The organism is Chryseolinea serpens, from assembly GCF_900129725.1.
Taxonomy (GTDB): Bacteria; Bacteroidota; Bacteroidia; order Cytophagales; family Cyclobacteriaceae; genus Chryseolinea; species Chryseolinea serpens.
Genome location: NZ_FQWQ01000004.1, coordinates 166,773 through 193,270, shown reverse-complemented (window position 1 = coordinate 193,270; position 26,498 = coordinate 166,773). Strand labels below are relative to the sequence as shown.

19 protein-coding genes are annotated in these 26,498 nt (G+C 51.5%); 9 read left to right on the top strand and 10 right to left on the bottom strand.

Annotated features, from left to right (window positions below):
- Positions 1-23: 23 nt before the first annotated feature.
- Positions 24-2,477, bottom strand: coding sequence for a ligase-associated DNA damage response DEXH box helicase (locus BUB30_RS25370; protein ID WP_073140042.1), 2,454 nt, complete (start codon positions 2,475-2,477; stop codon positions 24-26).
- Between the two features lie 80 nt (positions 2,478-2,557).
- Between BUB30_RS25370 and BUB30_RS25365 the strand changes: the two genes are divergently transcribed.
- The 6 genes from BUB30_RS25365 (at position 2,558) to BUB30_RS25340 (ending at position 8,382) form a co-directional block, all read left to right on the top strand.
- On the top strand, positions 2,558-3,424 hold the full coding sequence (locus BUB30_RS25365; protein WP_073141167.1) for a MerR family transcriptional regulator: 867 nt from the start codon (positions 2,558-2,560) through the stop codon (positions 3,422-3,424).
- A gap of 190 nt (positions 3,425-3,614) precedes the next feature.
- Positions 3,615-4,115, top strand: a complete 501-nt coding sequence (locus BUB30_RS25360) for an RNA polymerase sigma factor (protein WP_073140040.1) — start codon at positions 3,615-3,617, stop codon at positions 4,113-4,115.
- A gap of 51 nt (positions 4,116-4,166) precedes the next feature.
- Entirely contained in the window at positions 4,167-4,655 is a 489-nt protein-coding gene (locus BUB30_RS25355) for a phytoene/squalene synthase family protein (RefSeq protein WP_073140037.1), read from the top strand.
- Complete coding sequence (gene idi / locus BUB30_RS25350; protein ID WP_221408802.1) at positions 4,655-5,170, top strand: isopentenyl-diphosphate Delta-isomerase; 516 nt, start codon at positions 4,655-4,657, stop codon at positions 5,168-5,170. Before BUB30_RS25355 ends, idi begins: the two co-directional genes overlap by 1 nt.
- Positions 5,171-5,227: 57 nt before the next feature.
- Entirely contained in the window at positions 5,228-7,009 is a 1,782-nt protein-coding gene (locus BUB30_RS25345; protein WP_073140034.1) for a serine hydrolase, read from the top strand.
- 47 nt (positions 7,010-7,056) lie between these two features.
- Complete coding sequence (locus tag BUB30_RS25340) at positions 7,057-8,382, top strand: cryptochrome/photolyase family protein (protein WP_245804174.1); 1,326 nt, start codon at positions 7,057-7,059, stop codon at positions 8,380-8,382.
- Between the two features lies 1 nt (position 8,383).
- On the opposite strand, the gene BUB30_RS25335 is transcribed toward BUB30_RS25340, so the two are convergent.
- From BUB30_RS25335 to BUB30_RS25325, 3 genes are read right to left on the bottom strand one after another with little or no spacing between them, the layout of a single operon-like run.
- Positions 8,384-10,531: a c-type cytochrome domain-containing protein gene (locus tag BUB30_RS25335; protein ID WP_073140031.1), complete on the bottom strand. Its 2,148-nt coding sequence runs from the start codon at positions 10,529-10,531 to the stop codon at positions 8,384-8,386.
- Positions 10,532-10,538: 7 nt separating this feature from the next.
- Positions 10,539-11,990 carry a DUF1501 domain-containing protein gene (locus BUB30_RS25330; protein WP_073140029.1) on the bottom strand — a complete coding sequence of 484 codons (1,452 nt, stop codon included), beginning with the start codon at positions 11,988-11,990 and terminating at the stop codon, positions 10,539-10,541.
- Positions 11,991-11,993: 3 nt separating this feature from the next.
- A complete protein-coding gene (locus tag BUB30_RS25325; RefSeq protein WP_394334006.1) occupies positions 11,994-14,279 on the bottom strand; it encodes a PSD1 and planctomycete cytochrome C domain-containing protein in 2,286 nt (761 codons plus the stop codon).
- 303 nt (positions 14,280-14,582) lie between these two features.
- Here BUB30_RS25325 and BUB30_RS25315 point away from each other — a divergent pair, with 303 nt between their 5' ends.
- Together BUB30_RS25315 and BUB30_RS25310 are read left to right on the top strand one after the other, a co-directional pair.
- Positions 14,583-15,101, top strand: coding sequence for a sterol desaturase family protein (locus BUB30_RS25315; protein WP_245804173.1), 519 nt, complete (start codon positions 14,583-14,585; stop codon positions 15,099-15,101).
- 3 nt (positions 15,102-15,104) lie between these two features.
- Positions 15,105-15,824, top strand: coding sequence for a lycopene cyclase domain-containing protein (locus tag BUB30_RS25310; RefSeq protein ID WP_073140017.1), 720 nt, complete (start codon positions 15,105-15,107; stop codon positions 15,822-15,824).
- Positions 15,825-15,874: 50 nt separating this feature from the next.
- Here the strand turns inward: BUB30_RS25310 and BUB30_RS25305 are convergent, their stop codons facing one another.
- From BUB30_RS25305 to BUB30_RS25285, 5 genes are all read right to left on the bottom strand, one after another.
- Complete coding sequence (locus BUB30_RS25305; RefSeq protein WP_073140015.1) at positions 15,875-16,168, bottom strand: hypothetical protein; 294 nt, start codon at positions 16,166-16,168, stop codon at positions 15,875-15,877.
- A gap of 148 nt (positions 16,169-16,316) precedes the next feature.
- A complete protein-coding gene (locus BUB30_RS25300; RefSeq protein ID WP_073140012.1) occupies positions 16,317-18,731 on the bottom strand; it encodes an ABC transporter permease in 2,415 nt (804 codons plus the stop codon).
- A gap of 136 nt (positions 18,732-18,867) precedes the next feature.
- A complete protein-coding gene (locus BUB30_RS25295) occupies positions 18,868-21,240 on the bottom strand; it encodes an ABC transporter permease (protein WP_073140009.1) in 2,373 nt (790 codons plus the stop codon).
- Between the two features lie 269 nt (positions 21,241-21,509).
- A complete protein-coding gene (locus BUB30_RS25290) occupies positions 21,510-22,199 on the bottom strand; it encodes an ABC transporter ATP-binding protein (protein WP_073140006.1) in 690 nt (229 codons plus the stop codon).
- 126 nt (positions 22,200-22,325) lie between these two features.
- A complete protein-coding gene (locus BUB30_RS25285; RefSeq protein ID WP_073140003.1) occupies positions 22,326-23,576 on the bottom strand; it encodes an efflux RND transporter periplasmic adaptor subunit in 1,251 nt (416 codons plus the stop codon).
- 326 nt (positions 23,577-23,902) lie between these two features.
- Between BUB30_RS25285 and BUB30_RS25280 the strand changes: the two genes are divergently transcribed.
- Positions 23,903-25,285, top strand: coding sequence for a sigma-54-dependent transcriptional regulator (locus tag BUB30_RS25280; RefSeq protein WP_073140000.1), 1,383 nt, complete (start codon positions 23,903-23,905; stop codon positions 25,283-25,285).
- A gap of 98 nt (positions 25,286-25,383) precedes the next feature.
- Here the strand turns inward: BUB30_RS25280 and BUB30_RS25275 are convergent, their stop codons facing one another.
- Positions 25,384-26,166, bottom strand: a complete 783-nt coding sequence (locus BUB30_RS25275) for a DUF7151 family protein (protein ID WP_073139997.1) — start codon at positions 26,164-26,166, stop codon at positions 25,384-25,386.
- Between the last annotated feature and the right edge of the window lie 332 nt (positions 26,167-26,498).

The window sequence follows — 26,498 nt, the reverse complement described above, 5'->3', positions numbered from 1 at the left end:
TATTCGTTCGCCGCATTCGTCCGCTAGTCTGCGTCGAACTGAAGGGCCATACGCTTGATGCGGTCTTCCAGTTTTTCGGAGGTTAGTTTCTCGCGCATGCGGTCGACCATGATGGGGAAGGCGAAGGGTGTGGGCATGACGGGGCGTGTAATGATAATTTTTTGATGCGCGATGCGCTCCAACGCCCTGCGCAACCTGGCTTCCTCCAGTTGAAAATCCATGACTTCTTCAAATGCCTGTTGCAGCAACAGGTTGTGGGCCTCGTAGTCGTGGAAGACGTTGAAGAACAGTTGTGACGAAGATTGCAGGTGCCGGTCCTTCACCGGTTTGCCGGGATAGCCTTTGAACACCAGCCCCGATATGGCGGCGATGTCGCGGAACTTACGCCGGGCCATTTCGGTGGAGTTGATGCTGGCCTGTATGTCCTTCAGCAAATCGTCCGTTCCCAGCACGTTGGTCTCCACAGCTTCTTCGATGGGAATGGGTTGGTCAGAGAGCAATTCAAAGCCATAGTCGTTCATGGCGATCGAGAAGGTGATCGGTTGGATCTGCGCGATGCGGTAGGCCATGAGTGCGGCGATGCCTTCGTGTACAAAGCGTCCCTCGAACGGGTACATGAGGACGTGATAGCCTTCGGAGCTTTTGAAATATTCGATGAGAAATTCGTCTTTGGCCGGCAGGTGAGAGCGCTCTTTTTGCAATTGAAAAAGTGGTCTTAAAAAAATCAACTCCTCGTCCTTCTCCACACCCCGTACTACTTCGTCTAACTTCACGCGGATCATCTCGCTCATTTGCGAGGAGAGTGGCATGCGTCCCCCTTGCCAGGAAGGCACGGCACCCGATTTCTTGTTCGACTTGCGCACCTGCGCTTCCATCTCTTTGATGCGCACCAGCTCCAGGTTCCGGCCGGCAAACCAAAAGACATCGCCGGGATTGAGACGCGAGATAAAATATTCTTCGATGGTGCCCAGGTATTTTCCCGAGACAAAACGCACGAACAGTGAACTGTCGCCCACGATGGTGCCCACCGAGAGGCGGTGGCGCATGGCGATCATGCGGTTATCTACTTTGTACAATCCCTGCAGGATGATCACTTTGCGGTATTCGTCATAGGCCTGAAGCGAGTCACCACCGGTGGTGATAAAATTCAGCAGCCAGTGCCATTCGTCTTCGGAAACGGATTGATAGCAGAAGGTGTTTTTGATCTCCGCATAGATCTGATCGGGATAAAATCCATCGGAGACCGCCAAGGTCACGAGGTATTGGATGAGCACGTCGAACGAGCGGATGTAGGGCAGCCGGTCTTCGACGATCTTTCGCGTGATGGCTTCGCGAATGGCGGCGGCTTCCATGAGTTCGAGCGAATGGGTGGGTACAAAGTAAATGCGGCTGGTGGCGCCAGGTTGGTGGCCACTGCGGCCGGCGCGTTGGAGAAACCGGGCCACGCCTTTTGGCCCCCCCACTTGGATGACCGTTTCCACGGGCCGGAAGTCAACCCCCAGATCGAGGCTGGAGGTGCACACCACGGCTTTAAGTTTCCCTTCGTGCAGTTGTTCCTCCACCCAATTTCGAATCTCCTGGCTGATGGAGCCGTGATGCATGGCGATGAGCCCCGATAGTTCCGGCGCTTTGTCCAGCATGCGGTGGTACCAGATCTCGGCAAAGGAGCGCGTGTTGGTGAAGATGAGTGTGGTCGTACTCGACTTCACAATGTCGATGACCTTCTGCAGGAGTTGGATGCCCAAGTGACCCGCCCACGGCAATTTCTCCAGTGTTTCAGGCAAGAGGGAAACTACTTCCACCTTCTTTTCCAGTGCGGAGCGGACGATGGTGTAATTTTTTTCATGGTAGTAATTTCCCAGCAACGCTTCCAGGGCCTGGTCCATGTTGCCGATGGTGGCGGAGATGCCCCATACTTTGAGGTGTGGCGAGATGGTCTTCAATCGCGAAAGCGCAAGCTCCACCTGCACACCGCGTTTGGATCCCATCAGTTCGTGCCACTCGTCGGCGATGATGGCGCGGAGGTTTTTGAAAAATTCGGGATAGCCTTTTTGGGCCAGCAGCAGGTGCAGGCTTTCGGGTGTGGTGATGAGCAATTCGGGAGGTTTCTCTTTTTGTTTTGCCCGTTCTTTCACCGACGTGTCGCCCGAGCGCACGCCCACTTTCCAGGGCAACCCCAGGCCTTCGATGACGCGTTTGCCGGAAAGCTCGATCTCTTTGGAAAGTGCCCGGATGGGCGTGATCCAGATCACCTGCAGTCCGTTGTTCTTTTGGGAGGCAAAGTTGGGATGGTCGCGGATAAACTCCAGCAGACAGGGCACCATGAGCGAATAGGTTTTTCCGCTGCCGGTGGGCGCGTTCACCAGGCCGTGCTGGCCGTTGAGGTAGGCCTTCCACGCTTCTTGCTGGAAAGGAAACACTTTCCATCCTCTGGACGTGAACCAATCTTTTCCTATTTTTATAATATCAGGAGCCATGAAGAATAAAAGTATGATTTCCCCGCTTGTCAAAAAACAATTTCCGCACGGGCCGGTTAAAGGGGAGTAAAGGTTGGACGATGGGTAAATATTCTATAAAAGAACTCGAACAGCTTTCAGGAATCAAGGCACACACCATCCGCATCTGGGAGAAGCGCCACAAGATCATTGCCCCCAACCGAACGGCCACCAACATCCGCTTCTATTCGGACGAAGATCTGAAAAAGATCATCAATGTTTCGCTGCTCAACAACAACGGCATCAAGATCTCCAAAATTGCCGACATGTCGCTTGACGACATGAACCGCAAGGTGCTGCAGCTAAGCGAACTGAACAACGACGTGATGGTGCACATCGACCAGTTGGTGGTGGCCATGATCGATATGGAGGAGGAATTGTTTGAGAAGATCCTGAACAACCTGATCCTGCGCTATGGCTTTGAAAAATCGGTGACAGAAATAATCTATCCGTTCCTGGAGAAGATCGGCATTTTGTGGCAGACGCATAACATTACGCCGGCCCACGAGCACTTCATTTCCAACCTCATCCGGCAAAAGATCATTGTGGCCATTGACGGGCTGCCGTTGCCTCCAAAATCCGCCCGGAAGATCCTGCTTTTTTTGCCCGAGGGTGAGATGCACGAACTTGGCCTGCTTTTCTACCATTTCCTTACCCGGAAAAGCGGGTATCGCACCTACTATCTTGGGCAAAATGTTCCACATGAGGACCTCATTTCTGTGTATTCCGCGCACCAGCCCAACATTCTGCTCAGCAGCATCACTTCGGTCCTGAACATGCCGCTGGAGGACTACTTACTGCGCCTGACAAAGGATTTTCCGATGTCCCCCATTCTTGTCTCCGGCCTCCAAATACAGCGTTTTAAAGGCCAAAAGGTCGCCAATGTGCAGACTTTTTCCACGGCCACCGAGCTTCGGCTGTTTCTGTAATACTTCCCCCCACCGGTTAATCCCGGTTGATCACCCCTCTTTTCCAGCTTTTGTAAAAGGCGAAAATTCCATTTGATCTGGAAATTTTGTTTAATATCGCTATATTAACATTAAACAGAATTATTGGTCAATTCTTTGCACTGGGTCCGTTTGTTTAAACTTAGTTCACCTTTACTTAAACACTATTCAAATGAAAACCCTTGAATTCACCCACGAGATAGCGGGATTGCGCAGCACCCTTCAAACCTTCACACGCCGCTTCACACACGATCGGGACGAGTCTTTAGATCTCGTTCAGGACACGATCCTGAAGGCGCTTACCTACCGCGACAAGTTTCGCGACAACACGAATTTGAAGGGATGGCTTTTCACCATTATGCGCAATACGTTCATCAACAACTATCGCAAAAATCAACGCACGAAAACTTCACACGACACCACCAAGGATCTTTACTTTCTGAATGTGGAGGAAGAGCATACTTTTAACCGGCCGCAGGAGAGCATGGAATTCAGGGAGATCTGGAACAATGTGAATAATTTGAAAGAGGAGTTGCTCACGCCCTTCAAGATGCACACCACCGGATATAAATATCACGAGATTGCGGCCCATCTAAACATTCCCATCGGCACGGTGAAAAACAGGATCTTTCACGCTCGAAAAGAAATTCAAAAGCGCCTGCATGGTTATTAATTGATTTGCCCTGCGGCGAAGCTTGCATTAATTTTCCGAGAGGGACTTCATATGAAGAAGCGCCGCATAGGCATTATCGGTTCGGGCTTTTCTGGAATTTCGGCTGCTTGTTTTTTGGCAGAAGCACGGTTTGATGTTACCGTGCTGGAGAAAAATGATTCTCCCGGGGGAAGAGCTATGCGGTTGGGGGCTGCTTTTCAAAAAATAAACTTTCTGCGCGACCTGCAAGCCGATCATGCAGAGATGGGACGCGTGTATTTTCCGGGGCTGGACCTCAAACGCTTCGACGAACCCTGCAAAAAACGAATTGAAGACAGTATCCGAAAGGATTTTGATGAAGCGGTTAAAGGCATAAAAAAATTGCCCCGGTCGGCCCGTTTCGGTGTCTATGTGGCGTATGTATATTACCTTGCGTTGTTTAGAAAAATAAAGAACACGCCGTCACACATGGTTATGCGCAGCCGCATTCGTATACCGAAACCCCAGAAAGCCACCCTCCTTGCCTATTCGTTTGTGAAACATCAATTGAATTGGCTCTGATGGAACAGGTGATCCTCGTCGATGAGCGTGACAACGCTGTGGGCACCCTCGAAAAAATGGAAGCGCACCGCAAGGGACTTTTACATCGTGCTTTTTCCATTATCCTGTTCAACACGAAGGGCGAGCTCTTGCTGCAGAAGCGCTCCTCCACCAAATACCACAGCGCACGTCTCTGGACCAACACCTGCTGCAGCCATCCCCTCCCGGACGAAACCATGGCCGATGCCACACGCCGGCGTTTGAAAGAAGAAATGGGCATCGATCTGCAACCGGAGTTTGCCTATAAATTCATTTATCGCGCAGCGCTCGACAACAACCTCGTGGAGCATGAATATGATCATGTTTACGTGGGCACCTTTGACGGCGAACCGGTGGTGAACAAAGATGAGGTGGAGGATTGGAAGTTTATGAGCCTTGGCCAATTGCGCGAGGCCGTGAAGCAGCATCCCGAGGCATACACGGCCTGGTTCAAGCTCATCCTCACGCATCCGGAGCTGAACAAAATCGCAGCCTGATCTTTCTTTACCGACGTCAATTTCTTATTTTAGGAGAGGACCAACCCTCACCCTCGTATGCGACATGTTTTATTCCTCCTGCTCCTGGCGACGCCAGGCACGATCGCTTTTGGCCAAAACAAAGCGCTCGACAAAAAATTGAAGGGATTCGACGCATATGTTGCCTCTGTTATGCACGACTGGAGCGTGCCGGGCGTCTCGGTGGCCATTGTCTACAAAAATAAAATCGTGTTGTCGAAGGGCTACGGCTATCGCGACAAGGAAAAAAAGCTGCCGGTTACTCCCCAAACCCTTTTCGCCATCGGTTCGTGTACGAAGGCGTTTACGGCCGCGGGGCTGTGTCTGCTGGAGGACGAAGGCAAGCTGGAATTGGACAAACCGGTGCGCGACTATCTACCCGATTTCAAATTACAGGATGACTATGTTTCGGCCAACCTTACTTCGCGCGATCTGCTTTGTCACCGTTCGGGTTTGCCGCGACATGACTTGCTTTGGTATGGTGCTCCCTTTTCGCGACGGGAATTGTATGAACGACTGCAGTATCTCGAGCCCAGCAAACCTTTTCGCACTGCCTATCAATATCAAAACCTCATGTTTATGGTGGCGGGCATGGTCGCCGGGCAGGTGACGCATCAATCGTGGGAAGACTTTACACGCGATCGCTTTCTGATTCCCCTGGAGATGACCTCGACCAACTTCTCCGTAAATGATTTGCAACAAGCCCGTGATTTTGCAACGGGCTACAGCCTCCAAAACGATACCGTCAAAGTTATCCCCTATATGAACATCGATGCCCTGGGACCGGCTGGCGCTATCAATTCCAGTGCAGATGATATGAGTCACTGGCTGGTTGCCCTCATCAACGGCGGCCGTTACAAGGGCAAAAAAGTTTTATCCGAAAACAGCATACGTCAGCTTCAGACGCCTACCATGACCACTCCGGTGGAAGTACCGGTGCGTTATGACGAATCGTTTTACAACAGTTATGGATTGGGCTGGGTGATCACTTCTTACCGCGGCCACGTGCGCGTGGACCACGGCGGGAACATCGATGGTTTTTCGGCATCCACGTGCTTCCTGCCAAAGGACTCGATCGGTGTGGTCGTGCTCAGCAACATGAATGGCACGCCGTTGCCGGCGATTGTCCGCAGCCAGGTGCTGGATCGGATGTTGGGTCTCCCATTGACCGACTGGAACGGACGTCTTCTTGCCGACGAAAACAAGAACAAGGACCTGCAAGCCCGGGTCAAGAAAGAAGAGGACGATCTGCACCGTGTGAAGGACACCAAACCGTCGCACCCCCTGGCAGCGTTCGCCGGCAAATTCGAGCACCCGGCCTACGGCGTGGTGGAGATCACCGCCGAGGGCAATAGTTTGAAAGCCGACTTGCATGGGTTGAAAACTGACCTTGCTCATTATCATTACGACGTGTTTCAGGCTACCGGCAAAAAGTATTTCCAATCCGAAAAATTCCAGTTCATCACCGGCCTGGATGGATCGATCGATGCGATCCACATCCGCCTGGAGCCCAGCGTGAAGGACATTGAATTCAAACGAAAGCTACAATTGCTGGATGTTGCTGCTCCCACACTGGCCAATTATACGGGTGACTATGATTTCGGCGGGCAGGTAGCCCGTGTTTACATCAAGGAACTCACCAAACTCTATCTCTTTGTGCCCGGCCAACCTGAATACGAACTGGCCGCCACCAAACCCAACGAATTCAAGATCAAAATACTGGAAGGTTTCCAGGTCCGGTTTGAGGTAGATGCTACGGGGAAAGCCAATGAACTGGTTTCCATTCAACCCAACGGCACGTTCAGAGCCAAGCGCAAATGAAAATCAAACAACTTGATCAATCGAACGTTTAGAGAAAAAATGATTTCGTGAAGACTGCCTTATTCGAAGTTCCCGCCACCCTGGTCACATCGTCCACAACATTATTTTGGTTCCGCAGGGACCTTCGGCTGCAAGACAATGCCGGGTTGTATCATGCGTTGAGAGAAAACCAGGATGTGCTTCCTGTTTTTATATTCGATACATCGATCCTGGACAAACTGGATGACCGCGATGACGCACGGGTCACCTTTATTCACCAGTCCCTGGAGCTTTTAAAAACGCAATTGGAAGAATTGGGGAGTTCGCTGCTGGTGTTGTGTGGCGACCCCGTTAGGTTGTATGCAACATTGAAACCAAAAGCCGTTTATACGAATCACGACTACGAGCCGTATGCCCGGGAACGCGACGTTCAGATAAGTGATATCCTCCAGCGGAAAGATGTCGCGTTCAAAACCTTCAAAGACCAGGTGATCTTCGAAAAGAGCGAAGTTGTCAAGGACGACGGATCGCCTTACACCGTCTTCACGCCCTACAGCCGGAAGTGGAAGGCTGCTCTAACCCCCTTTCACCTGAAGTCCTATCCTACTGAAAAATATTTCAAACATTTTCTAAGAACAAAGCGCCTTCCTTTTCCAGCACTTGACGATTTGGGATTCACACCCTCGCCGATTGATTTTCCCGAGCGCGTGGTGAAGCGTGCCGTTGTCGAAAAGTATGACCAGCAGCGCGACTTTCCTGCGGTGAAAGGCACAACGCGGTTGAGTGTCCACCTGCGTTTTGGAACAGTGAGCATCCGCAAGCTGGCCCAATTGGGCGCGCAGAAAAACGCCACCTGGTTGAATGAGCTGATCTGGCGCGACTTTTACCAAATGATCCTCTGGCATTTCCCGCAGGTGCAAAGCCAATCGTTTAAGCCCGCCTATGACCGGATTGCCTGGCGCAACGATCCACAGGAATTTGAAGCCTGGTGCGAAGGTAGAACGGGTTATCCTATCGTGGACGCAGGCATGCGGGAATTGAACGCGACGGGGTTCATGCACAACCGCGTGCGCATGATCGTCGCCAGCTTTCTCACCAAACACCTCCTCATCGACTGGCGCTGGGGGGAGGCCTACTTTGCAAAAAAATTACTGGACTATGATCTCGCCGCAAACAACGGCGGCTGGCAATGGGCTGCCGGGTCGGGCTGTGATGCCGCCCCCTATTTCCGTGTCTTCAACCCGCGGTTGCAAACCGAAAAATTTGACAAAGAACTGGTCTATGTAAAAAAATGGGTGCCCGAATTCGAGTCCGAAAAATATCCTAAGCCGATCGTCGACCAAGCTTTCGCGCGCGAACGTGTTCTCCGTGTATTCAAGAATGCCTTGGGATAGCTCAATAAAAAAACACCTCATCAAAGAAAACCCAGCCCTTGTCTCCTTTGCCATCGTGCCACGCCGGAAGTTTTGCCACCGGGTGCGCTACGATCTTATAAAACGCATAGGAATGAGGTGACAAAGGGATGGTGAGGGCCGCCACTTTGTTGGCGTCGTAGCCCTTGGGCTGCTCGATCTTGATGCGTTGGATCAGTTTGGCATCCTTCTCATCTTTCCCCGCCCACACCTCGACATCGGTGGGCGGAAAACTATAGGCGCCCAGGTTCCTGGCATAACTGAACACCATGCTTTTTGGGAATTCCTTATCAAACCAAAACCCTGCGGCAAATGGTTTGTCCCGATAGGCCACCCATGAGGGCTCCTTCAACACATCGCTCACGCCCTTCCGATGATCCATGAGACTGGTCACCCCTTCGCCGGGATATTGCGGATCGGGCTCATTGAAGAATTTCATTTTCACAGGGTGAATGCCTTCCACAAACACAGTGGATTCATACACGTCGCTGCAATGCCATGTAGCCTTGCAGGCCCGTGCTTTTATGACAAAGGTTTCCGTGGCCAGGAATGGCTCTTTGAATTCTGTGCTGTTCACGCTGTCGGGGTTGGTGCCATCGCGGGTATAGCGGATGGTAACGCCCGGCATCGTGTGTTTCAATTTCACCTTATCGCTTCGTTTCACCACACCTTCGTTTTCAAGCGAGGGTTTGCTGAGGCGCAGGATGGTATTGTCGTGAAAGGAGTCCTTTATAAACGTGATCTTCGGATGTTCTTTTTGAAAGGCTTCGATTTCGGCGTCGGTCACGGGGGTATTCCAAAGATACACGGTGTGCAAGGCGGGTGCGTCCAGGACCGGGTCGAGGTCTTTGGCTTTTATGGCCGTGCCGGAAAGGGAAAGAAGTTTCAGATTTTTTAGCGCTTTCAATTCACCGAGTGTGCTTCCGGTGATGGCCGTGAAGTTCAGGTTCAATTGTTCCAGGTTTTTGAAAGTCGCCAAGAGGGGGATCTCTTTATCGGTTACCGGCATGCGCGAAAGATTGACGACGACGAGTTGATTGGCTGCCGCTTTCAATTCCTCCACGGCCTTTACTTCAAATGCTTTCTTTACAAAAAAATCGGCCTGCAACGCGGGACTGTTTTGATACAGGGGGAACACCGACCGAAACGGTGTATTCAGTTTGGCAACTTTGTCGTCGGACAACCCCGGAAAAGTATACAGCACTTGATTTTCCTGGTCGGGCGTAGTCGATGATGCAAAGGCGGTGGTGATGAAAGTGAGCGAGTCGCTGGCTTTGTATTCGGCCAGTTTTTTATCGAAGTCGGCCCCGGCCTTGATCCATGCTTTGAGGGTGGTGATCTCGAGGGATGAGAGTTGAGGTTTGCCGTCGGGGGGCATGTGTTTGTCGTCGCTCAAAGGAAGATAGAATGCTTTGATCATGCGGCTCGCTTCGGGATGGCCTTCGGTGAAGGCCGTGCCCTCTTTTCCGCCGGCCTTGAACTTCTCTACCGTGGTCATGATGAGGCCACCTTTGGCTTTGGATTCGTTGTGGCAGGAGAAGCACTTCTTTTCGAGGATCGGTTCCACCGCGAAATGATAGACGGATGCTGTCTCTACGGTCAACACCGGCTTTTCACCGCGGGTCATGGGGGCCAGCACAAAGTTCTCGCCATGGGTGAGCACGGCCCCGGTGTGACCGGCCACGACCAGCGTGACAAAGCAAACCAGACCTGCTCCAAAGAATATGGCTTGACGTTTTTTCTGTTGATATAACAACACCACGAAGTAGCACAAGAAACTCAACAACACGCCACTCACTTTGTGACGGGTAAGCGCATCGGCGCCATAATCGCCCTGGAGGCTCAGAAAAAATCCGAATAACGCCGTCACGGAAGCCGACAGCGAGGTGAGGATGAGGCCGAAGCTGATGATCACCGGGGCCACGGCCTGATCTAACCATTTTTCCATCAGGAGCAGCGCCACCAAAAAGATCATCATGCCAATCGGAATGTGCAACACCAACGGGTGCATGCGTCCCGCCACCTGCAGCCAGGCCGGGAGTTGTATTTGGTCTTCGAAGAACAACAAAAAAATCAGAAGGACCTGGATACAGAAAATGATATTCAGGATGATGCGCTGTAGTCTCTCCATGAGCGGTTCAAGCCAGTATTCCCGAAACCACCTTGCCGGCTACGTCGGTGAGGCGATATCGTCTACCCAAGTGTTTATAGGTGAGTTGTTCATGGTTCAGGCCCATCAGGTGAAGGACGGTCGCATGAAAATCGTTTACGTGCACGGGGTCGCGCACGATGTTATAGCCAAATTCATCGGTCTCTCCATAGACCAGACCGGGTTTCACCCCGCCGCCGGCCATCCAGATGGTGTAGGCTCTCGGGTGGTGGTCGCGTCCATAGTTTTCCTTGCTCAGTTTGCCCTGGCAATAGTTTGTGCGACCAAATTCGCCTCCCCAGATCACCAAGGTCTCATCCAGCAAGCCCCGTTGCTTCAGGTCCATCACGAGTGCGGCAGTGGAGCGGTCTACATCTTCGGCCTGCAGGGGCATTTCGCCGACCATGTTGCCGTGCTGGTCCCAGCCCTGGTGGTACAGCTGCACAAAGCGAACACCTGACTCGGAGAGCTTCCGCGCCAGCAAGCAGTTGGATGCGTAGGTGCCCGGCACGAGACAGTCGGCGCCGTACATTTTTATGATATGATCCGGCTCCTGAGTCAAATCAGAAAGTTCGGGCACGGCCGTTTGCATGCGGTAGGCCATTTCATATTGCTGGATGCGCGTTTGTGTTTCCGGATCGCCAAACTCCTGGTAGTTCATGGCGTTGAGTTCGGCGAGGTTGTCCAGCATTTTGCGGGTGCCGTTGCGGTCTCTTCCCTGGGGATCTTTCAGGTAGAGCACTCTTTCTTCGCTGCTACTGAATTGAACCCCTTGGTGAATGCTATCCAAAAATCCATTGGTCCACAGCTTCGAGTAAACGCCCTGACCGTTGCCGCGGCCGCGGGAGAGCAGCACGCAAAAAGCGGGAAGGTTTTTGTTCTCACTACCCAATCCATAGCTCAGCCAGGCGCCCATGCTGGGGCGGTTGCCTTGCTGTGCGCCCGACTGCATGAAGGTCAGCGCCGGATCGTGGTTGATGGCTTCCGTATGCATCGTCTTGATGAAGCACACGTCGTCTACGATCTTGGCCATGTTGGGGAAGATCTCGCTTACCCATGCGCCGGACTGACCGTATTGCTTGAACGAAAAATGCGAGCCCACCAGGGGAAAGCTGGCTTGTCCCGAGGTCATGCCCGTGAGGCGCTGCCCCATGCGAATGGACGCAGGCAGATCCTGGCCTGCCATTTTATTCAGCAGCGGCTTGTAGTCGAAGCTCTCCAACTGTGAAGGGGCGCCGTTTTGAAAAAGATAAATAATGCGTTTGGCTTTGGGGGCAAAATGCGGGAGGCCTGCCAACATCGCGCCTTCGTCGGCGCCGGATTTGAACAGGTCGGGGATCAGCAACGAGCCCAGTGCCACAGAGCCCAATCCAAGACTCATCTTCCCCAGGAAATGTCTGCGGGTGACGTGGAAGCGTTGCTTTATGAATTCATTTTCCATACCTCAAACTTTTGTGATGGATTCCTCCAGGTTAAAAATCGTGTGCACTACCTGCATCAGGGCTGCCACCGATGCCACGTCTTTGATCTCGGTCTGCGGATATTCTCCTACGGCAATGAATTCCCGTGCTTTCTCCGGCGACTGATCAAAGCCTTTCTTCTCTTCTTCGTAATAAGTCAACAGCACTTTCAACTCTTCCGGTTTTGGCGCGCGCGCCACGATGGAGCGGAAGGCCTCAATGGTCTTTTCTTCGATCGTGGAATTTTTCTGTGCCAGCCGCTCGGCAAAAACCCGCGACGATTCCAGGACCACCGGGTCGTTCAACAGCACGAGGGCCTGCAACGGTGTGTTGGTGCGCATGCGCTTCACTTCGCACTGGTCGCGGTTGCTGCCATCCATCACCAGCATGCTCGGCGGTGGCACGGTGCGCTTGATAAAACAGTACAATCCCCGCCGGTATAACTTGTCGCCGTGATCCTGCACGTATCGCGCTAATACGCCCCTACCCGATGTAGACGATTCCCAGATGCCTTTCGGCTGGTAGGGTTTCACACTTGGACCACCGATCTCTTTCACCAACAGGCCGCTGCTGGCCAACGCCAGGTCTCGAATGACCTCTGCCGACATTTTTACCCGCGAGCTTCGCGCCAGCAGAATATTCTCGGGATCGACCGCCAATTTCTTCTCGCTCACCACCGACGACTGTTTGTAGGTCGCCGAGGTAACAAATTGTTTGATGAGCCGCTTGATGTCCCATCCATGATCCATAAAGTCAAGCGCCAGCCAGTCGAGCAATTCGGGATGGGAGGGCATTTCGCCTTGCATACCAAAGTCGCCGGAAGTTTTGACAAGGCCGCGTCCGAAGAATTCCTGCCACATGCGGTTCACAAAAACACGCGCCGTGAGCGGATTATTTTTGTCGGTGAGCCAATGGGCCAGACCCAAGCGATTATTGCCATAGCGCACGGAGTCGAACGGCAGGATGGCTTTGGGCAGGCCAACGTATACCCTATCGCCCGGCGCATCATAAACACCGCGCTTCAGGAGATAGGTGGGCCGTTTGTCGGATTTGTCGGCCATGATCATGACGGGGACGGTCGCCGTATCTTTTTTGTTGATGAAGGTCAGGATCTTCTCCACGTCGGCTGTGGTGATCTTCATGTTGGGGGGATCGGCCAGGGAGGCCAGTGTGATGTCGCCTACCAACCCTTTTTCGGGCACTTGATTAAAGAACGAGAACGTGCTGTAATAATCCTTTTGAAGGATGGGATCGTATTTGTGATCGTGACACTTGGCGCACTCGAACGTGAGGGCCAGGAACGCTTTGCCGAACGTGTTGGTGCGGTCGGTCACATATTCGATGCGATACTCCTCATCGATGACACCACCCTCCTGGGTGATCTTGTGATTGCGATTGAAACCTGTCGCCAGTAGTTGCTCCTTGGTGGGATTGGGCAGCAGATCGCCCGCCAGTTGCCAGGTGATGAATTGGTCGTAAGGATAATTGGCGTTGAAGGCATGAATGACCCAATCGCGCCAGGGCCACATGGTGCGGAGACCATCGTCCTGGTAGCCATGGGAGTCGGCATAGCGAGCGACATCCATCCAGTAGGCGGCCATTTTTTCTCCATATTGGGGTTGAGCCAAAAGTTCATCGACCACTTTGGCGTATGCCTCCGGCGAGTTGTCCTCTAAAAATTTGTCCTGCATGGCCAGGGTCGGCGGCAGCCCCGTGATGTCGAAGCTAACGCGTTTTAGCAAGCGGGCGGGATCGGCCGTTTCGTTGGGCTCGATGCCATTGCTTTCCAGGCGCGCGAGGATGAAATTGTCGATCTCATTTTTTGGCCATTCCGCATCATCCACTTCGGGCACTGCCGTTTTGTGGGGTGGAATGAAGGCCCAGTGTGGTTTGTATTTTGCACCCTGGGCGATCCATTTTTTGATGAGCGCAATTTCCTGTTCGTTGATCTTCAGATTGGATTTTACCGGTGGCATCAACTCTGCGGTGTCGGTCGAGATAAGCCGCAGGTACACTTCGGAATGCTCGGGATCGCCGGGTACGATGGCGTGACCTTCCGGGTCATCTTTCAACGCGGCCAGCGCACCCTCTTGCGTATCGAGGCGGAGATGCGCTTTGCGCTGGTTGGCATCAGGTCCATGGCATTTAAAGCACCGGTCGGAAAGGATCGGGCGGATGTGGAGATTGTAATCAACAGAATCTTTTGAACGCGATGCCGACAACTTTTCCCGGCAGGAAGAAGTCAGCATGACAATAGCGATGAGGGTCATTGTCGCAGTTGAAAACGAAAAGTTTTTCATAGCCTTACAATGCAGTTCCAAGTTCATTTTTTCGGAGGAATTTCAAAACCATTTTGGGCAGAATAGTAGGGAAATGTATGAAAATTTATTCACTAAAACGTGTGCAGTTTACGCCATCCGTGTGGGAACGGACTCCGTGATTTTTTCTCAAAACTCCGTCAGATTCGCGAAGTTTCCAGGCCCGCGGAAACTACCGACGAAGCAGGCTACGGTATTCCCTAGGCCCCCCCGTCGTTTGCCCGATACCTTGACGTTTGTGGACCGCCCCGTTAAATGCTATTTTTGACTATCGCCGCCATGGATCTCCTCACCCTGATATTGTGCTCGCTCATCGCTACCGGCACCTTTTTGCTGTGGGAATTCGTGGCCTGGTTCAGCCACAAATATGTGATGCATGGATTTTTGTGGCGCTGGCACAAGTCCCACCACACGGTGCACGGACATGTCCTGGAACGCAACGACCTGTTTGCGCTGGTGTTCAGCTTGCCCTGTATTGGCCTATTCTACTATGCCTCGCAAGTCGTGTACAATCCCTATCTACTGGCTGTGGCCACGGGTATTTTCTGTTATGGACTGTTCTACCTGGTCTTCCACGATATCCTGGTGCACCAACGCATCCGGTGGCGGCCGGAAAAAAGAAGCAAATATCTTCAGCGAATCATCCACGCACACTATATTCACCACAGCAAGCACTCCCGGGAAGGCTGCGAAGCGTTTGGATTTTTAATTGCACCCAAAAAATACGAACCTGAAAATTTCACCTATAAACAAGAACGCCAAGAAACCCAATAGCCTTTGAATTCAAAATACTTATACCTTTCTATCGATATCGTTTCCCTCTTGTTGCCGTTTCTGGTCAGCTTTCAGTCCAAAGCACCCTTCTATAAGAAATGGAAATACCTGGGCATCGCGTTGCTCATTTCGGTGCCTTTTTTTTGCGCGTGGGATAGCCTGTTCACCCACCTGGGTGTGTGGGGGTTCAACGCTCAATATCTTTGCGGCGTCTTCATTGGCAACCTGCCGCTGGAAGAGATCCTGTTTTTTATTTGCATCCCCTACGCGTGTGTCTTCACTTACTTCGCCCTGAATCATCTGATCGAAAAAGATTATCTCTTCCCCCACCAGGAGCTGATCTCGAGCGCGTTGATCATCCTGTTGCTCATCTTTGGCATTTTTCACATGGACAAGTTGTATACAGGCGTGACCTTTATTGTCGTGTCGTTGTTCCTGGCCTACCTGATGTTGAAGATCCGGCCGCGGTATATGGGACGATTCTATTTCGCGTTCATCGTGATCTTGCTGCCGTTCTTTCTCTTCAACGGAGTGCTTACCGGCTGGCTGCTTCACACCCCGGTGGTGTGGTACAACGACAAGCAACTGCTGGGCATTCGCCTGGGCACCATTCCTTTTGAAGATTTCCTCTACGGCATGCTGCTGGTGCTCATGAACATCGCGATCATGGAGTGGTTTGAGGACCGGGACTACTATCGCGCGAAGTTTGGGGCAAAAAAATAAGCCCTTTCATCAAGGGCTTAGCGTGTTTCTTCGTGGTGGTCTTTGAAAGATCAACTCGCCAACTCAGCGTGCTTTTCCAGCTTCACTTGTTTTGAGCTTTTCTTCTTTCCCTTTCCGGACACGGCGTCTTCCATGAACTTCTCAGCTTTCTTCTTTTTCTTCTCCTCACGCTTCATGGCATCCGCGAAAATGATGGCCAGTTTTTTGGCGCTGCGGTGAAGAAGTTTTTTGGCCTTCTTGCTGGATTGCGGAAGTTCCAGGGTATTGAGGGATTGTTGAAGAGAGTCGTTGATGAGGCTTCTCAGAGCCTTTTTGGACGATTTTTGGGTCTTCGCTTTTTCCATAAAACTAGTGGTTGATTCACTAAGGTATCAAATGTTAGTCGAATGTGAATACATTAACAAAAACTTAACATTAGAACAAAAAAGCCTCGAAATTTACATAAAAAAGGCGCTTTTCTGATAAAAGCGCCCCTTTTACTGCTATTGTTCCCTATTCATACCGGAGTGACTCCACGGGGTTTGAACGGGCCGCTTTTATGGATTGGTAGCTCACCGTCAGCCAGGCCACCAGGATGGCCCCCAGTCCGCTCAGGATCACGACCATGGGGTCTACGGGGATGCGGTAGGTGAAGCTTTGCAGCCACTGGTTGCTCACATACCACCCACCAATGGCGGCCGGCACGAAGGCGATGAGCACCAGCTTTGTGAACTCTTTCGACAGCAAAATGGTCAGGCTGAAAACTGTTGCCCCCATGGCCTTGCGGATGCCGATCTCCTTGGTGCGTTGTTCCGATGTGAACGCTGCCAGCGCAAACAATCCGAGGGAAGCAATGAAGATGGCCAATCCCGAGAAAATGCTGAAGAGGTTGCCCATGCGCTGCTCGGCGCGGAAAAGCTCGTCGAAGTTCTCGTCCAGGAAGGTGTATTCGAACGGCTCGTTGTTGGAGTGTTCCTTCCAAAGTTTTTCAACCGTGGCCACCAGGGCTGTGGGGTTGCCTTCGTAGCGGATCATGAGGTTGTTGGCATCTTTAGCGAGGCGTATGGAAATGGGGCGCACGTCGGATTTGAACGATTCGAAGTTGAAGTTCTTCACCACTCCGATCACGCGCAGGTGGGTGGTTGTGGTGCCGTCGCCGTCGCCATTGAATAATATCTCTTCGCCGATAGGCTGGGTAAATCCGAATTCGCGCGCGGCGGCTTCGTTGAGGATGATGGCCGACGAATCGCTCGGGAACTCGCGGGAGAAATAACGTCCTTCTTTCATCTCAAACCGGATCACATCCTGCTGATCCTGGTCGGCGGCGTAAACGCCCATGATATGGTCTTGCTCCGAGCCGGCCGATTTGAAGATGGTGGTGTTGTTGACGCCCGGGAAGGTGTTGGTGGTATAGCTGAGCTTCACCACGCCCGTTTGCTGGGCCAAAGCATTTTTAAAGGCTTCCTTGTTGGTGCCCAGGCGACTTGTGCTGCGCAGGACCAGGATGTTATTCTTGTCGATGCCCAGGTTCTTCTCCTGCATGTATTGGATCTGTTGGTAGACCACCAGCGTGAAAATGATCAGGAAGATGGAGAGCGCAAACTGGCAAACCACCAGGAAGCTTCTCACGCCCTTGGTTTTCATGCCGGCGCGCACTTTTCCTTTGAGTACCTCCACCGCGCTGAACGACGTGAGGTAGAAGGCCGGATAGCTGCCGGCCACCAGTCCCACAAACACGATGAGGGCTGCGATGCCGACGAGCACCTGCGGACGCGCCAGGGCGCTCATGTACATGAGCTTGCCCGACAACAGGTTGAATGCGGGAAGCAGAAAATAGCACGCTGCCAGGGCCAGCCCAACGGCCACGAGGCTATACAACATGGACTCGGCCAGGAATTGACCGATCATCTGGCCGCGGAGCGATCCCAACGTTTTGCGCAAGCCCACTTCCTTTGCCCGTCCCGCGGAACGCGCGGTGGAGAGGTTCATGAAGTTGATACAAGCGATGAAGATGATGAACACACCAATACCGCCAAAGAAATAGATATACATCACGTTGCCGCCGGGTTCCATCGAATCCTGGGCGGTGTTCCGCAAGTGAATGTCGGTGATCTTGGTGCTGAAATAACCGAAAGCTCCCCCGCTGGCCTTCATCTGTGCCAGGGTGGTGCCCATGAATTTTTCCAATTCAGGACCGATGTATTTCTCCACCAGGTTTTCGTACTTCTTGTTGACGGCCTCCACGCTGGCGTTGGGTTGGAGCATGCAGTAGGTGTACATGAAGTTGTTTAGCCAGATGCCCGTCTTCAAATCTTTGTTCGACTCGCTCGACAACAAGATGTTGAACCCGAAGTGGGAGTTTGACGGCGGGTTTTCGGCAATACCCGTCACTTTAAATGCGGTCTTGTCGTCGCCAATGGCCAGGATCTTTCCTATGGCCGGTTCGTTCCCGAAATATTTCTTGACCATCTCTTCCGTGAGTACCAAGGTGTTGGGCTCTTTCAGTGCATTCTTGATGTCGCCTTCCTTTAAATGGAAACTGAAGAATTCAAAGAAGTTGGAGTCGGCGAAGAAAACCTTGTCTTCTGTAAACACCTTGTCTTCGTATTTCACCGGAGGGCGGCCAAAGCGTGGCGTTACACGGGTAGCGGCCTGCACTTCCGGAATTTCAGCCACCATAGCCGCGGCGATCGGTGGACAAGTGTTGGACGTGCGGATATCTTGCCCTCCAAGTTTGCCGTGAAGCCCCACTTGATAGATGCGGTCGGCGTTGGCATGGAAGGTGTCGTAGCTTAGCTCGTCGGTGATGTATAGAATGATGAGCAAACTTGCCGCAATACCCGTGGTCATGCCCAGGATATTGATGGCCGAAAAGAATTTGTGCTTCAGGATATTCCTGACGGCGACTTTGAAATAATTTTTGAACATATGCGCAAGGAGAAGATTTCTAGGTTAGAGACGCAAGGGCCGTATATTCTAGTACCTGTAGACGATATTCATGATCAAGATGTTACAGAGCCCCAAGGGTTTCTGTAACATCTTTCCATGGGTTTGGCTGATGGGATCATTCCACCCGTAGAGTGTTCACCGGGTTCATGGTCGCGGCGCCTAGCACTTTATAGCCGATAGCCACTGCCGATATGAAGAACAAAATGAACACCGAAACGGCCACCGTGACATTCGACATGGGAAGATAGTAATCCCATATGCTATCCATGAGCCAATCCACAGCATAGTAGCTTAACCACGATCCGAGTGCCGAGGCGATGACGAGGATGATCACAAATTCCGCATTGATGATGCGCGTGATGTTGGAAACGGAAGCCCCCAACACTTTGCGGATGCCGATCTCTTTCATTTTCTTGATGATGTTCAGCGACACCAGGGTATACAAGCCCGTGCCCGAAAGCATCAGCGCCACGATGCCCAGGAAGGCAAACATCTTCACGATGTTGTCGTTCACTTCGCGGGCTTCCACGGTATTTTCGTCCAGGAAGCGGCCGTTGTAGATGCGGTTCGGGAACACTTGTTTCCACTGGGCCTCCATCGCTTTGTTGATAGACACCAGTTTATCCGTGGGGCCACTCACGATCACGTGGGTGTATTGCTCGGGGCCGATGTAGCGGAGCATCAGCGGATCCATTTTATCCCACAAGCCGTTGGTATAAACGTCTTTCACTACGCCGATCACATAGAGTTTGACGGTATCCATCCAGATGATCTCCTTGCCCAGTGGCTTGTCCCAGCCGAAGTCTTTCGCCAGTTTTTCGGTGACAATGACGGATTCCTTCTTGTCGCTTTCGGAGTCTTTGATGAAGTCGCGGCCTTCCACCAGGTGCATGCTCATGGTGTTCAAATAACCGTCGCCCACTTCAATGATGTCGGTCTCCATTTGTTTGGACTCGTGCTTGATCGGGTCGTTATATCCCGACGAGAAGATGCTGTGTTTGGAGCCGGCGATGGAAACGATGTCCTTGTTTTGTTGGATCGCATTGCGATAGGTATCGAACTCGCCCTGGTTGCTCACATAGGCGATGATGACACTCTTCTCGTTGAATCCCAGGTCGAAATTGTATTGGTATTTGGAGTTGGCGTAGAAGGCGATGGCGAAAATGATGGCGACGAGCGAAATCGCATACTGCAAAGCCAGCAGCGTGCGCGTGAAATAGTTTGTGCCTCCAAACTTCAGCTTACCTTTCAGGATGCTGACGGGTTCGAAGTTGCTGATATAAAATGCCGGGTAACTGCCCGCCACCAGGCCGGTGAAAAACAGGACGCTCCCCAGGAAAATGATAAAGGAAGGATTGTCGAGATAATGCGAGGTGAGCTTCATCTCCGTCCACAAGGCATTCCACGACAGCAATAACACCTCACCCAGGAACAAGCCAACGATCAACGCGACAAAACAAACAAACATGGTTTCGCCAATGAATTGGATGATGAGTTGACTGCGCACGCTGCCCATCACTTTGCGGATGCCGATCTCCTTCAGTCTTCGCGAAGAAATGGCGATGGCGGTGTTGGTCATATTAAAACAGGCGATGAGCAAGGTCAGCAAGGCCATCATGATGGGGCTGATCACGGCGGCCTTCGGGCTGGACGGCCGCAATCTAGACCACGTGTCGAGGTTCTCGTCGCGTTGCGCCATGCCCACGAAAGGGTCGAGCACAAATTCTTTGATGACGAAATCCTCGCGAACCTTGTTGTTATTTTCCACGAAGGTTTGAAGTTGCTTTTGCACGGCCTCTACGCGGCTCGGGTCCTCGATCTGTACGAACAGCATGTCGCGGTTCTTCCAGTCGTTTTCGGTGACCTCTTTCACGTCGTCGAAGAAGTTATCGAAGTGTGTGTAGGAATCCTCGGCGAAGCTGGAACCGGCGGGTTGTTTTTTAAACACCCCTCCCACTTCCTTTTCCTTCAGGATGGCGCCGTCTACCTGGGTGAGCATTTTGCCCACCACGTCGGTGGATCCAAACAATTTGATAGCCATCTCGTCGCTGAGCACTACTTTGGATTTATCTTTCAGGGCCGCCGGACTGCCATTGATAAATTCAAATGTGAACATGTCGAAGAGGTCGGGGTCGGCATAGGCCAGGCCGGCGCGGAAAATATTGTCATCTACTTTAAAATCGGAATACGACCACCAAAGGCGCGTTACGTGTTTCACATCGGGCATGTTCTGGCGGATGGCCGCGCCCAGGGGAATCGGGGCATGGCCGTAGAGCGTGGTTTGTTTTTGAAACTCACGGATAGAACTTACACGGTAGATCGTGGGTGCATTGACGTGATGCGTGTTGAAACGCGCATCGAACTCCCAGTTGAAGTAGGCAACAATGCAACAGGCAATCGCGATGCCCATCCCAAACACGTTGATGAAGATGAACAATTTGTTCTTCATCATGTTGCGAATCGTGATGCGTAGAAAATTTTGGATCATGCAGGGTTTTATTTGGTCGACAATAAGACTACAATCGTGCGCCACAGGTTGCACCCCTATGTCCAAGAAATATGCCATGACCCGATTCGTTCAAAAAACGTTCGTTTCAAGGATCGCCGACCGATCGATGTACGGAAGTGTACAGTGGTATGTCCGGCTTCACAAAAAAAATAGACCCCGATGTTTCCATCGGGGTCTGTATGTTGTTTGAAGAAGGCAGCTTCTTCTGACCGCCACAATCGCGTGGCTGCCCTCTTTTGGGTGAGCGCCTAAATATGGAATTGCTCTTTGATGTTCTCCGTTACCACTTTACCGTCGAACAGGTTGATGATGCGGTGAGCGTAGTTGGCATCGTAGGGCGAGTGAGTAACCATCACGATGGTGGTTCCTTCTTCATTTAATTGCGAGAGGAGCTTCATCACTTCTTCGCCGTTGGCAGAGTCCAGGTTACCGGTAGGTTCATCGGCCAGGATCACTTTAGGTTTCGCTACGATGGCACGGGAGATGGCCACACGTTGTTGCTGACCACCCGAGAGTTGTTGCGGGAAGTGGTTGCGACGGTGCATGATGTTCATGCGCTCCAGCACTTCTTCCACGCGTTGTTTTCTTTCGGAAGCGGGCACTTTCATGTAGAGTAACGGCAGCTCCACGTTCTCGAATACGGTGAGCTCGTCGATGAGGTTAAAGCTTTGGAAAACGAAGCCGATGGAGCCTTTGCGCAATTGGGCGCGCTGGCGTTCGGAGTATTTGGCCACTTCGTGTTCGCCGAAGTGATACTCGCCGCCGGAAGGGTTGTCGAGCAAGCCCAGGATGTTCAGCAGCGTGGATTTACCGCAACCGGAGGGCCCCATAATGGCCACAAACTCACCTTCCTTAATATCGAGGTTGATATTGTTGAGGGCGGTGGTTTCTACTTCTTCAGTCGTGTAGACTTTTTCAAGGTTCTTAAGTTTGATCATGGCTGGTTATTTTCAGATGGATGGTTAATACTCGTTTTTGGTTTGACTAATTACTTCTTTTTATGACAAAGGTTACTTCGTTAGACTACAAATTGCCTTGAGTTGTTACCGTATTGTCTTGAATTGTTATTTATCCAAGACCAATACTTCATTATTTCCAAAGTTCTCGTACGACGAGGTGATCACCTTGTCGCCCGGTTTCAGGCCTTCCAGCACTTCGAAGTTCTCGGTATTTTTCCGACCCAGTTTCACATCGCGGCGCACCGCTTTGTTTTCGCCATCCAACACAAATACCCAATTTCCGCCGGTATCTTTATAAAATCCGCCCACAGGCAACAACAGCTCTTCCGACGACTGGCCCAATTCTATCCGCAATCTGAGGGATTGACCGCGGCGAATTCCGGGGGGCACATCCCCTACAAAATCCATATCCACATCGAACCGTCCGTTTATGATGGTCGGATAAATATACATGATTTGCAGGCTATAATCCTTATTGTTGAACGTTGTTGTGGCGTGCAGCCCGGTGGTAATGCGCGGCAAGTACAATTCATCAATAGGCACCTTCACTTTATAGCTTCCCACCACATCCACTTGTCCGAGGCGCTGGCCGGGGTTCACGTTCTGGCCGGCATCCAATTGCGGGCGCGAAAGCTGACCGTCCAGCGGGGCGCGGATAATGAGGTTGTCCAGGATCTTTCCCATGCCGTTAAGGCTTTGGGTCATCTTCATCTCGGAGAAGTTCATCTGCGAAAGCTGACGGAAGCGGTCCAACGAATCGATTCTGTACACTTCGTAGGTTATTTTCTTATTCTGGAGGTAATACTTATAGTCGGCCTCCGTTTTTTCAAACTCTTGCTTAGAGATCAGTTTCTTTTCATAAAGTTGCTTCTGACGCGCGTATTGCGGCCCCGCAACCTGTAACTGGCTTTCTATCAGCGCCAATGTTTGACGTTGGGTCAAGTCGTTTTGAGTAATGTTCAGGCGCGTCTCGCGTACGCGGTTGATACTTTCGTTCAGGGCCGCTTCCTGCTGTAAGACTGTTAATTCGCGGTTAAGGTTGCTCAGCTCCAAAATAACATCGCCGGCTTTCAGCATGGAACCGCTTTCTGCCACCACGCGCTTGATCGTTCCGCCTTCCACGGCATCAAGATAAACCGTGCGGGCCGGCTCGATGACACCGGTTTGCGGAATGAACTCCTGGAACACACCCCGCTTCACATCGGAGATGGTGATCTTTTCCCTTTCGATCTTAAGGTGCGACCGCCGGTCGGCAAAAATAAACTGATAGCCAATAAATGCCACGAAAAGGGCAATGCCGCCATAGGTAGCGATACGTTTCACCGTCCAGGTCTTCTTCTTGATTTGCTTGTCCATTCTGTCTCTTTAAAATTTCAGGTTTACCGTGAAGGCATGCGGCGGCAGTAAAAATGCGCATGTCCGCTTCACGTCATGCTAGCCCCAATGCCAACAAGTGTGCCAACCGCTGGAAGTGCATTTTTAGCCCTGATTTCCGTGTTCTGAAATGCCATTTCTCGTTCACATGTGAACGTGACTGTCCGGTTCCGAACGAAGAAACGGGCATAAAAGGGCTATTTTTGCTGAAATTGACCGGAAATATGTTTCGGTATGGCCTTTGCCCATTAGCGGACAGCCGTGTTTGTTAATGATACAGTTTTTACGAGCCTAACCAACCAATTTGAATGGAACAGAAACAAGGAAAAATCCTCATTGTAGACGATAACGAAGATCTTCTGAAAGCCGCCAAGATGCACCTCAAACGGCATTTTGCTCAAGTCGACATCGAAAAGAATCCCGAAGCCCTGCCCGCCCTCATGAACAACGAGGATTATGATGTGATCCTGCTGGACATGAACTTCACCAAAGACGTGAGCAGCGGCAGCGAAGGCTACTATTGGCTGGAGCGCATCCTCCAGCAGGACCCTTCGGCCGTGGTGGTGCTCATCACCGCCTATGGCGACATTCAAATGGCCGTGAAAGCCATCAAGGCCGGCGCCACCGACTTTGTGCTCAAACCCTGGGAAAACGAAAAACTGCAAGCCACCCTCTATTCGGCCATGCGACTCCGCGAGTCGCGCGACGTTATCGAGACCCTCAAGATCAAAAACCAGGAGATCAACCAGGTGCTCAACGACCGCTATAGCGAGATCATCGGTCAAAGTGCCACCATGCAAAAGATCTTCTCGACCATCGACCGGGTGGCTAAAACCGATGCCAACGTGCTCATTCTGGGTGAGAACGGCACGGGAAAAGAGCTGATCGCCCGCGCCATCCACCGGAATTCGTCGCGCAAGAACGAGAACTTTGCCAGCGTCGACCTGGGCTCCATCACGGAGACCCTATTCGAAAGCGAGCTGTTCGGGCATAAGAAAGGGTCGTTCACCGACGCCAAGGAAGACCGCGCCGGCCGCTTCGAGCTGGCCAACAACGGCACGCTGTTCCTGGACGAGATCGGCAACCTGTCCATGCCGTTGCAAGCCAAGTTGCTCACGGTGCTGCAGAACCGGAAAGTGAGCCGGGTCGGATCCAACAAAGATACGCCGATCGACATCCGGTTGATCTGCGCCACCAACATGCCGCTCTATGACATGGTGAAGGAGAATCGCTTCCGGCAGGATTTGTTATACCGGATCAATACCATCGAAATTGAAATTCCCGCTTTACGCGAGCGCTTTGAAGATATTCCCTTGCTGGCCAATCACTTTCTGAAACACTATGCGGCCAAATATGACAAGCCGGTGACGAAGATCAGCGAGGGGGCGATGTCGCGGATGCATAAACATCCCTGGCCGGGAAATATTCGCGAGTTGCAGCACGCTATTGAGCGGGCGATCATCCTAAGTAGCAGCAACGTTTTGCAGCCGGAGGATTTTAATTTCACTACGGCTTCGGCTGCGAAGGAGGATGGGCAGCTTAGCCTGGAGCAATACAATCTGGAAGAGGTGGAAAAGCTACTGATTCGGAAGGTGTTGAAGAAATACAACGGGAATATTACGCAGGCAGCTTCGGAGTTGGGGCTTACCCGGTCGTCATTGTATCGCCGGTTGGAGAAGTATGGTTTGTAGGACGTTATCCCGTGCTTCCCTTGAGATGTCCGCAGAAAAAAAGCTCGCCGTTTCTGGCGAGCTTTGCTATCGTAGTGCGGGGGAGATTTGGACCCCATTTATTTTACGTCATACAAAAACAGAGAAGCGTCTACAAGCCACCCGGCCTCGCTTATCGCCACTTTGATGTCCACCTTCGATTGCGGCAATTTGGACAGAATATTTTCGCTATAAAGACGGATACCTTTCAGGTCTGTCAAATTCGTGCTGACTTTGGATCCGTCAATGAAAGCAGAATGGGTTGCGTCGAACAATTGAAAGCCAGCCCAGCCGCCGTTGTAAGAACGCACTCCGTCCACTACAAATACTGCTGAATCAACGCCAGGGTAGTTTCTTATGTCAAAGTCGTATAGTTCGGTAGTAGTAAAAACAGTTCCACTGTCGTTACCGTACTTAGAAACTATCTTTAATCTTATTTCGTTTACGGAAACACCGTTCATACCATTGCACACAAACATGGTTTGTTGGATTTCGGTTTCCTCAAGTGTTCCATCTCCGTTCTTATCTCTCCCCGTTTCGATTTTCTGTCCGCCTGCGCTGCAACTCAAGCCTGACGGTTCGGTTGTGTATTTCGTGATCGAATTCTGATTGTTAATGCCATTACAAACAAATTCTGTTTGCTGAACTTCCCCTGCATCGAGCGTGCCGTTTCTATTTGTATCAATCCCGGTTTCCAATTTTAGTCCACCATCTTGACACTTTGTACCAGCAGCTTCGTTGGTGACGTTTATTAAACTTGTTAAACCGGCCGAACCATCGTTACATGACATTGTCATCGCTACAATGCCGGCAATAAGGAAACGACTAAAGGCCTGTGGTAATTTTTCTTTTAAGGTATTCATCTGACGCAAAAAGTTACAATGATTGCTTACATCTGGGACATGACGTTGGTTCGTGTGACGCCGGTGGCGCTATAAGCGCCTGCCCTAATTAATTAGCGTCGCAAAAAAAACATTTATTTATTTGATTCACAAGCTATCGCTCAATCTGGACTGACAAACTATTCATTTTTCGACTTTAGCCGCCTATTCAGATATTGATCTCTAGCCGCTTTTCTCTTTGGAAAGGCTTAGAGAGGCAAAAAATGCATTTGCTTTACACGCGTGAAACCGTGAACTTGAAGCCGAATACTGAGAAACGCGCTACCTTTGAACTTTGGATTTAATGACTTTAG

Bases quoted from the DNA above. Each gene is read 5' to 3' on its own strand.
- BUB30_RS25370 (WP_073140042.1), bottom strand. From the start codon at position 2,477: ATGGCTCCTGATATTATAAAAATAGGAAAAGATTGGTTCACGTCCAGA.
- BUB30_RS25365 (WP_073141167.1), top strand. From the start codon at position 2,558: ATGGGTAAATATTCTATAAAAGAACTCGAACAGCTTTCAGGAATCAAG.
- BUB30_RS25360 (WP_073140040.1), top strand. From the start codon at position 3,615: ATGAAAACCCTTGAATTCACCCACGAGATAGCGGGATTGCGCAGCACC.
- BUB30_RS25355 (WP_073140037.1), top strand. From the start codon at position 4,167: ATGAAGAAGCGCCGCATAGGCATTATCGGTTCGGGCTTTTCTGGAATT.
- idi (WP_221408802.1), top strand. From the start codon at position 4,655: ATGGAACAGGTGATCCTCGTCGATGAGCGTGACAACGCTGTGGGCACC.
- BUB30_RS25345 (WP_073140034.1), top strand. From the start codon at position 5,228: ATGCGACATGTTTTATTCCTCCTGCTCCTGGCGACGCCAGGCACGATC.
- BUB30_RS25335 (WP_073140031.1), bottom strand. From the start codon at position 10,531: ATGGAGAGACTACAGCGCATCATCCTGAATATCATTTTCTGTATCCAG.
- BUB30_RS25330 (WP_073140029.1), bottom strand. From the start codon at position 11,990: ATGGAAAATGAATTCATAAAGCAACGCTTCCACGTCACCCGCAGACAT.
- BUB30_RS25325 (WP_394334006.1), bottom strand. From the start codon at position 14,279: ATGACCCTCATCGCTATTGTCATGCTGACTTCTTCCTGCCGGGAAAAG.
- BUB30_RS25315 (WP_245804173.1), top strand. From the start codon at position 14,583: ATGCTATTTTTGACTATCGCCGCCATGGATCTCCTCACCCTGATATTG.
- BUB30_RS25305 (WP_073140015.1), bottom strand. From the start codon at position 16,168: ATGGAAAAAGCGAAGACCCAAAAATCGTCCAAAAAGGCTCTGAGAAGC.
- BUB30_RS25300 (WP_073140012.1), bottom strand. From the start codon at position 18,731: ATGTTCAAAAATTATTTCAAAGTCGCCGTCAGGAATATCCTGAAGCAC.
- BUB30_RS25295 (WP_073140009.1), bottom strand. From the start codon at position 21,240: ATGATCCAAAATTTTCTACGCATCACGATTCGCAACATGATGAAGAAC.
- BUB30_RS25290 (WP_073140006.1), bottom strand. From the start codon at position 22,199: ATGATCAAACTTAAGAACCTTGAAAAAGTCTACACGACTGAAGAAGTA.
- BUB30_RS25285 (WP_073140003.1), bottom strand. From the start codon at position 23,576: ATGGACAAGCAAATCAAGAAGAAGACCTGGACGGTGAAACGTATCGCT.
- BUB30_RS25280 (WP_073140000.1), top strand. From the start codon at position 23,903: ATGGAACAGAAACAAGGAAAAATCCTCATTGTAGACGATAACGAAGAT.
- BUB30_RS25275 (WP_073139997.1), bottom strand. From the start codon at position 26,166: ATGAATACCTTAAAAGAAAAATTACCACAGGCCTTTAGTCGTTTCCTT.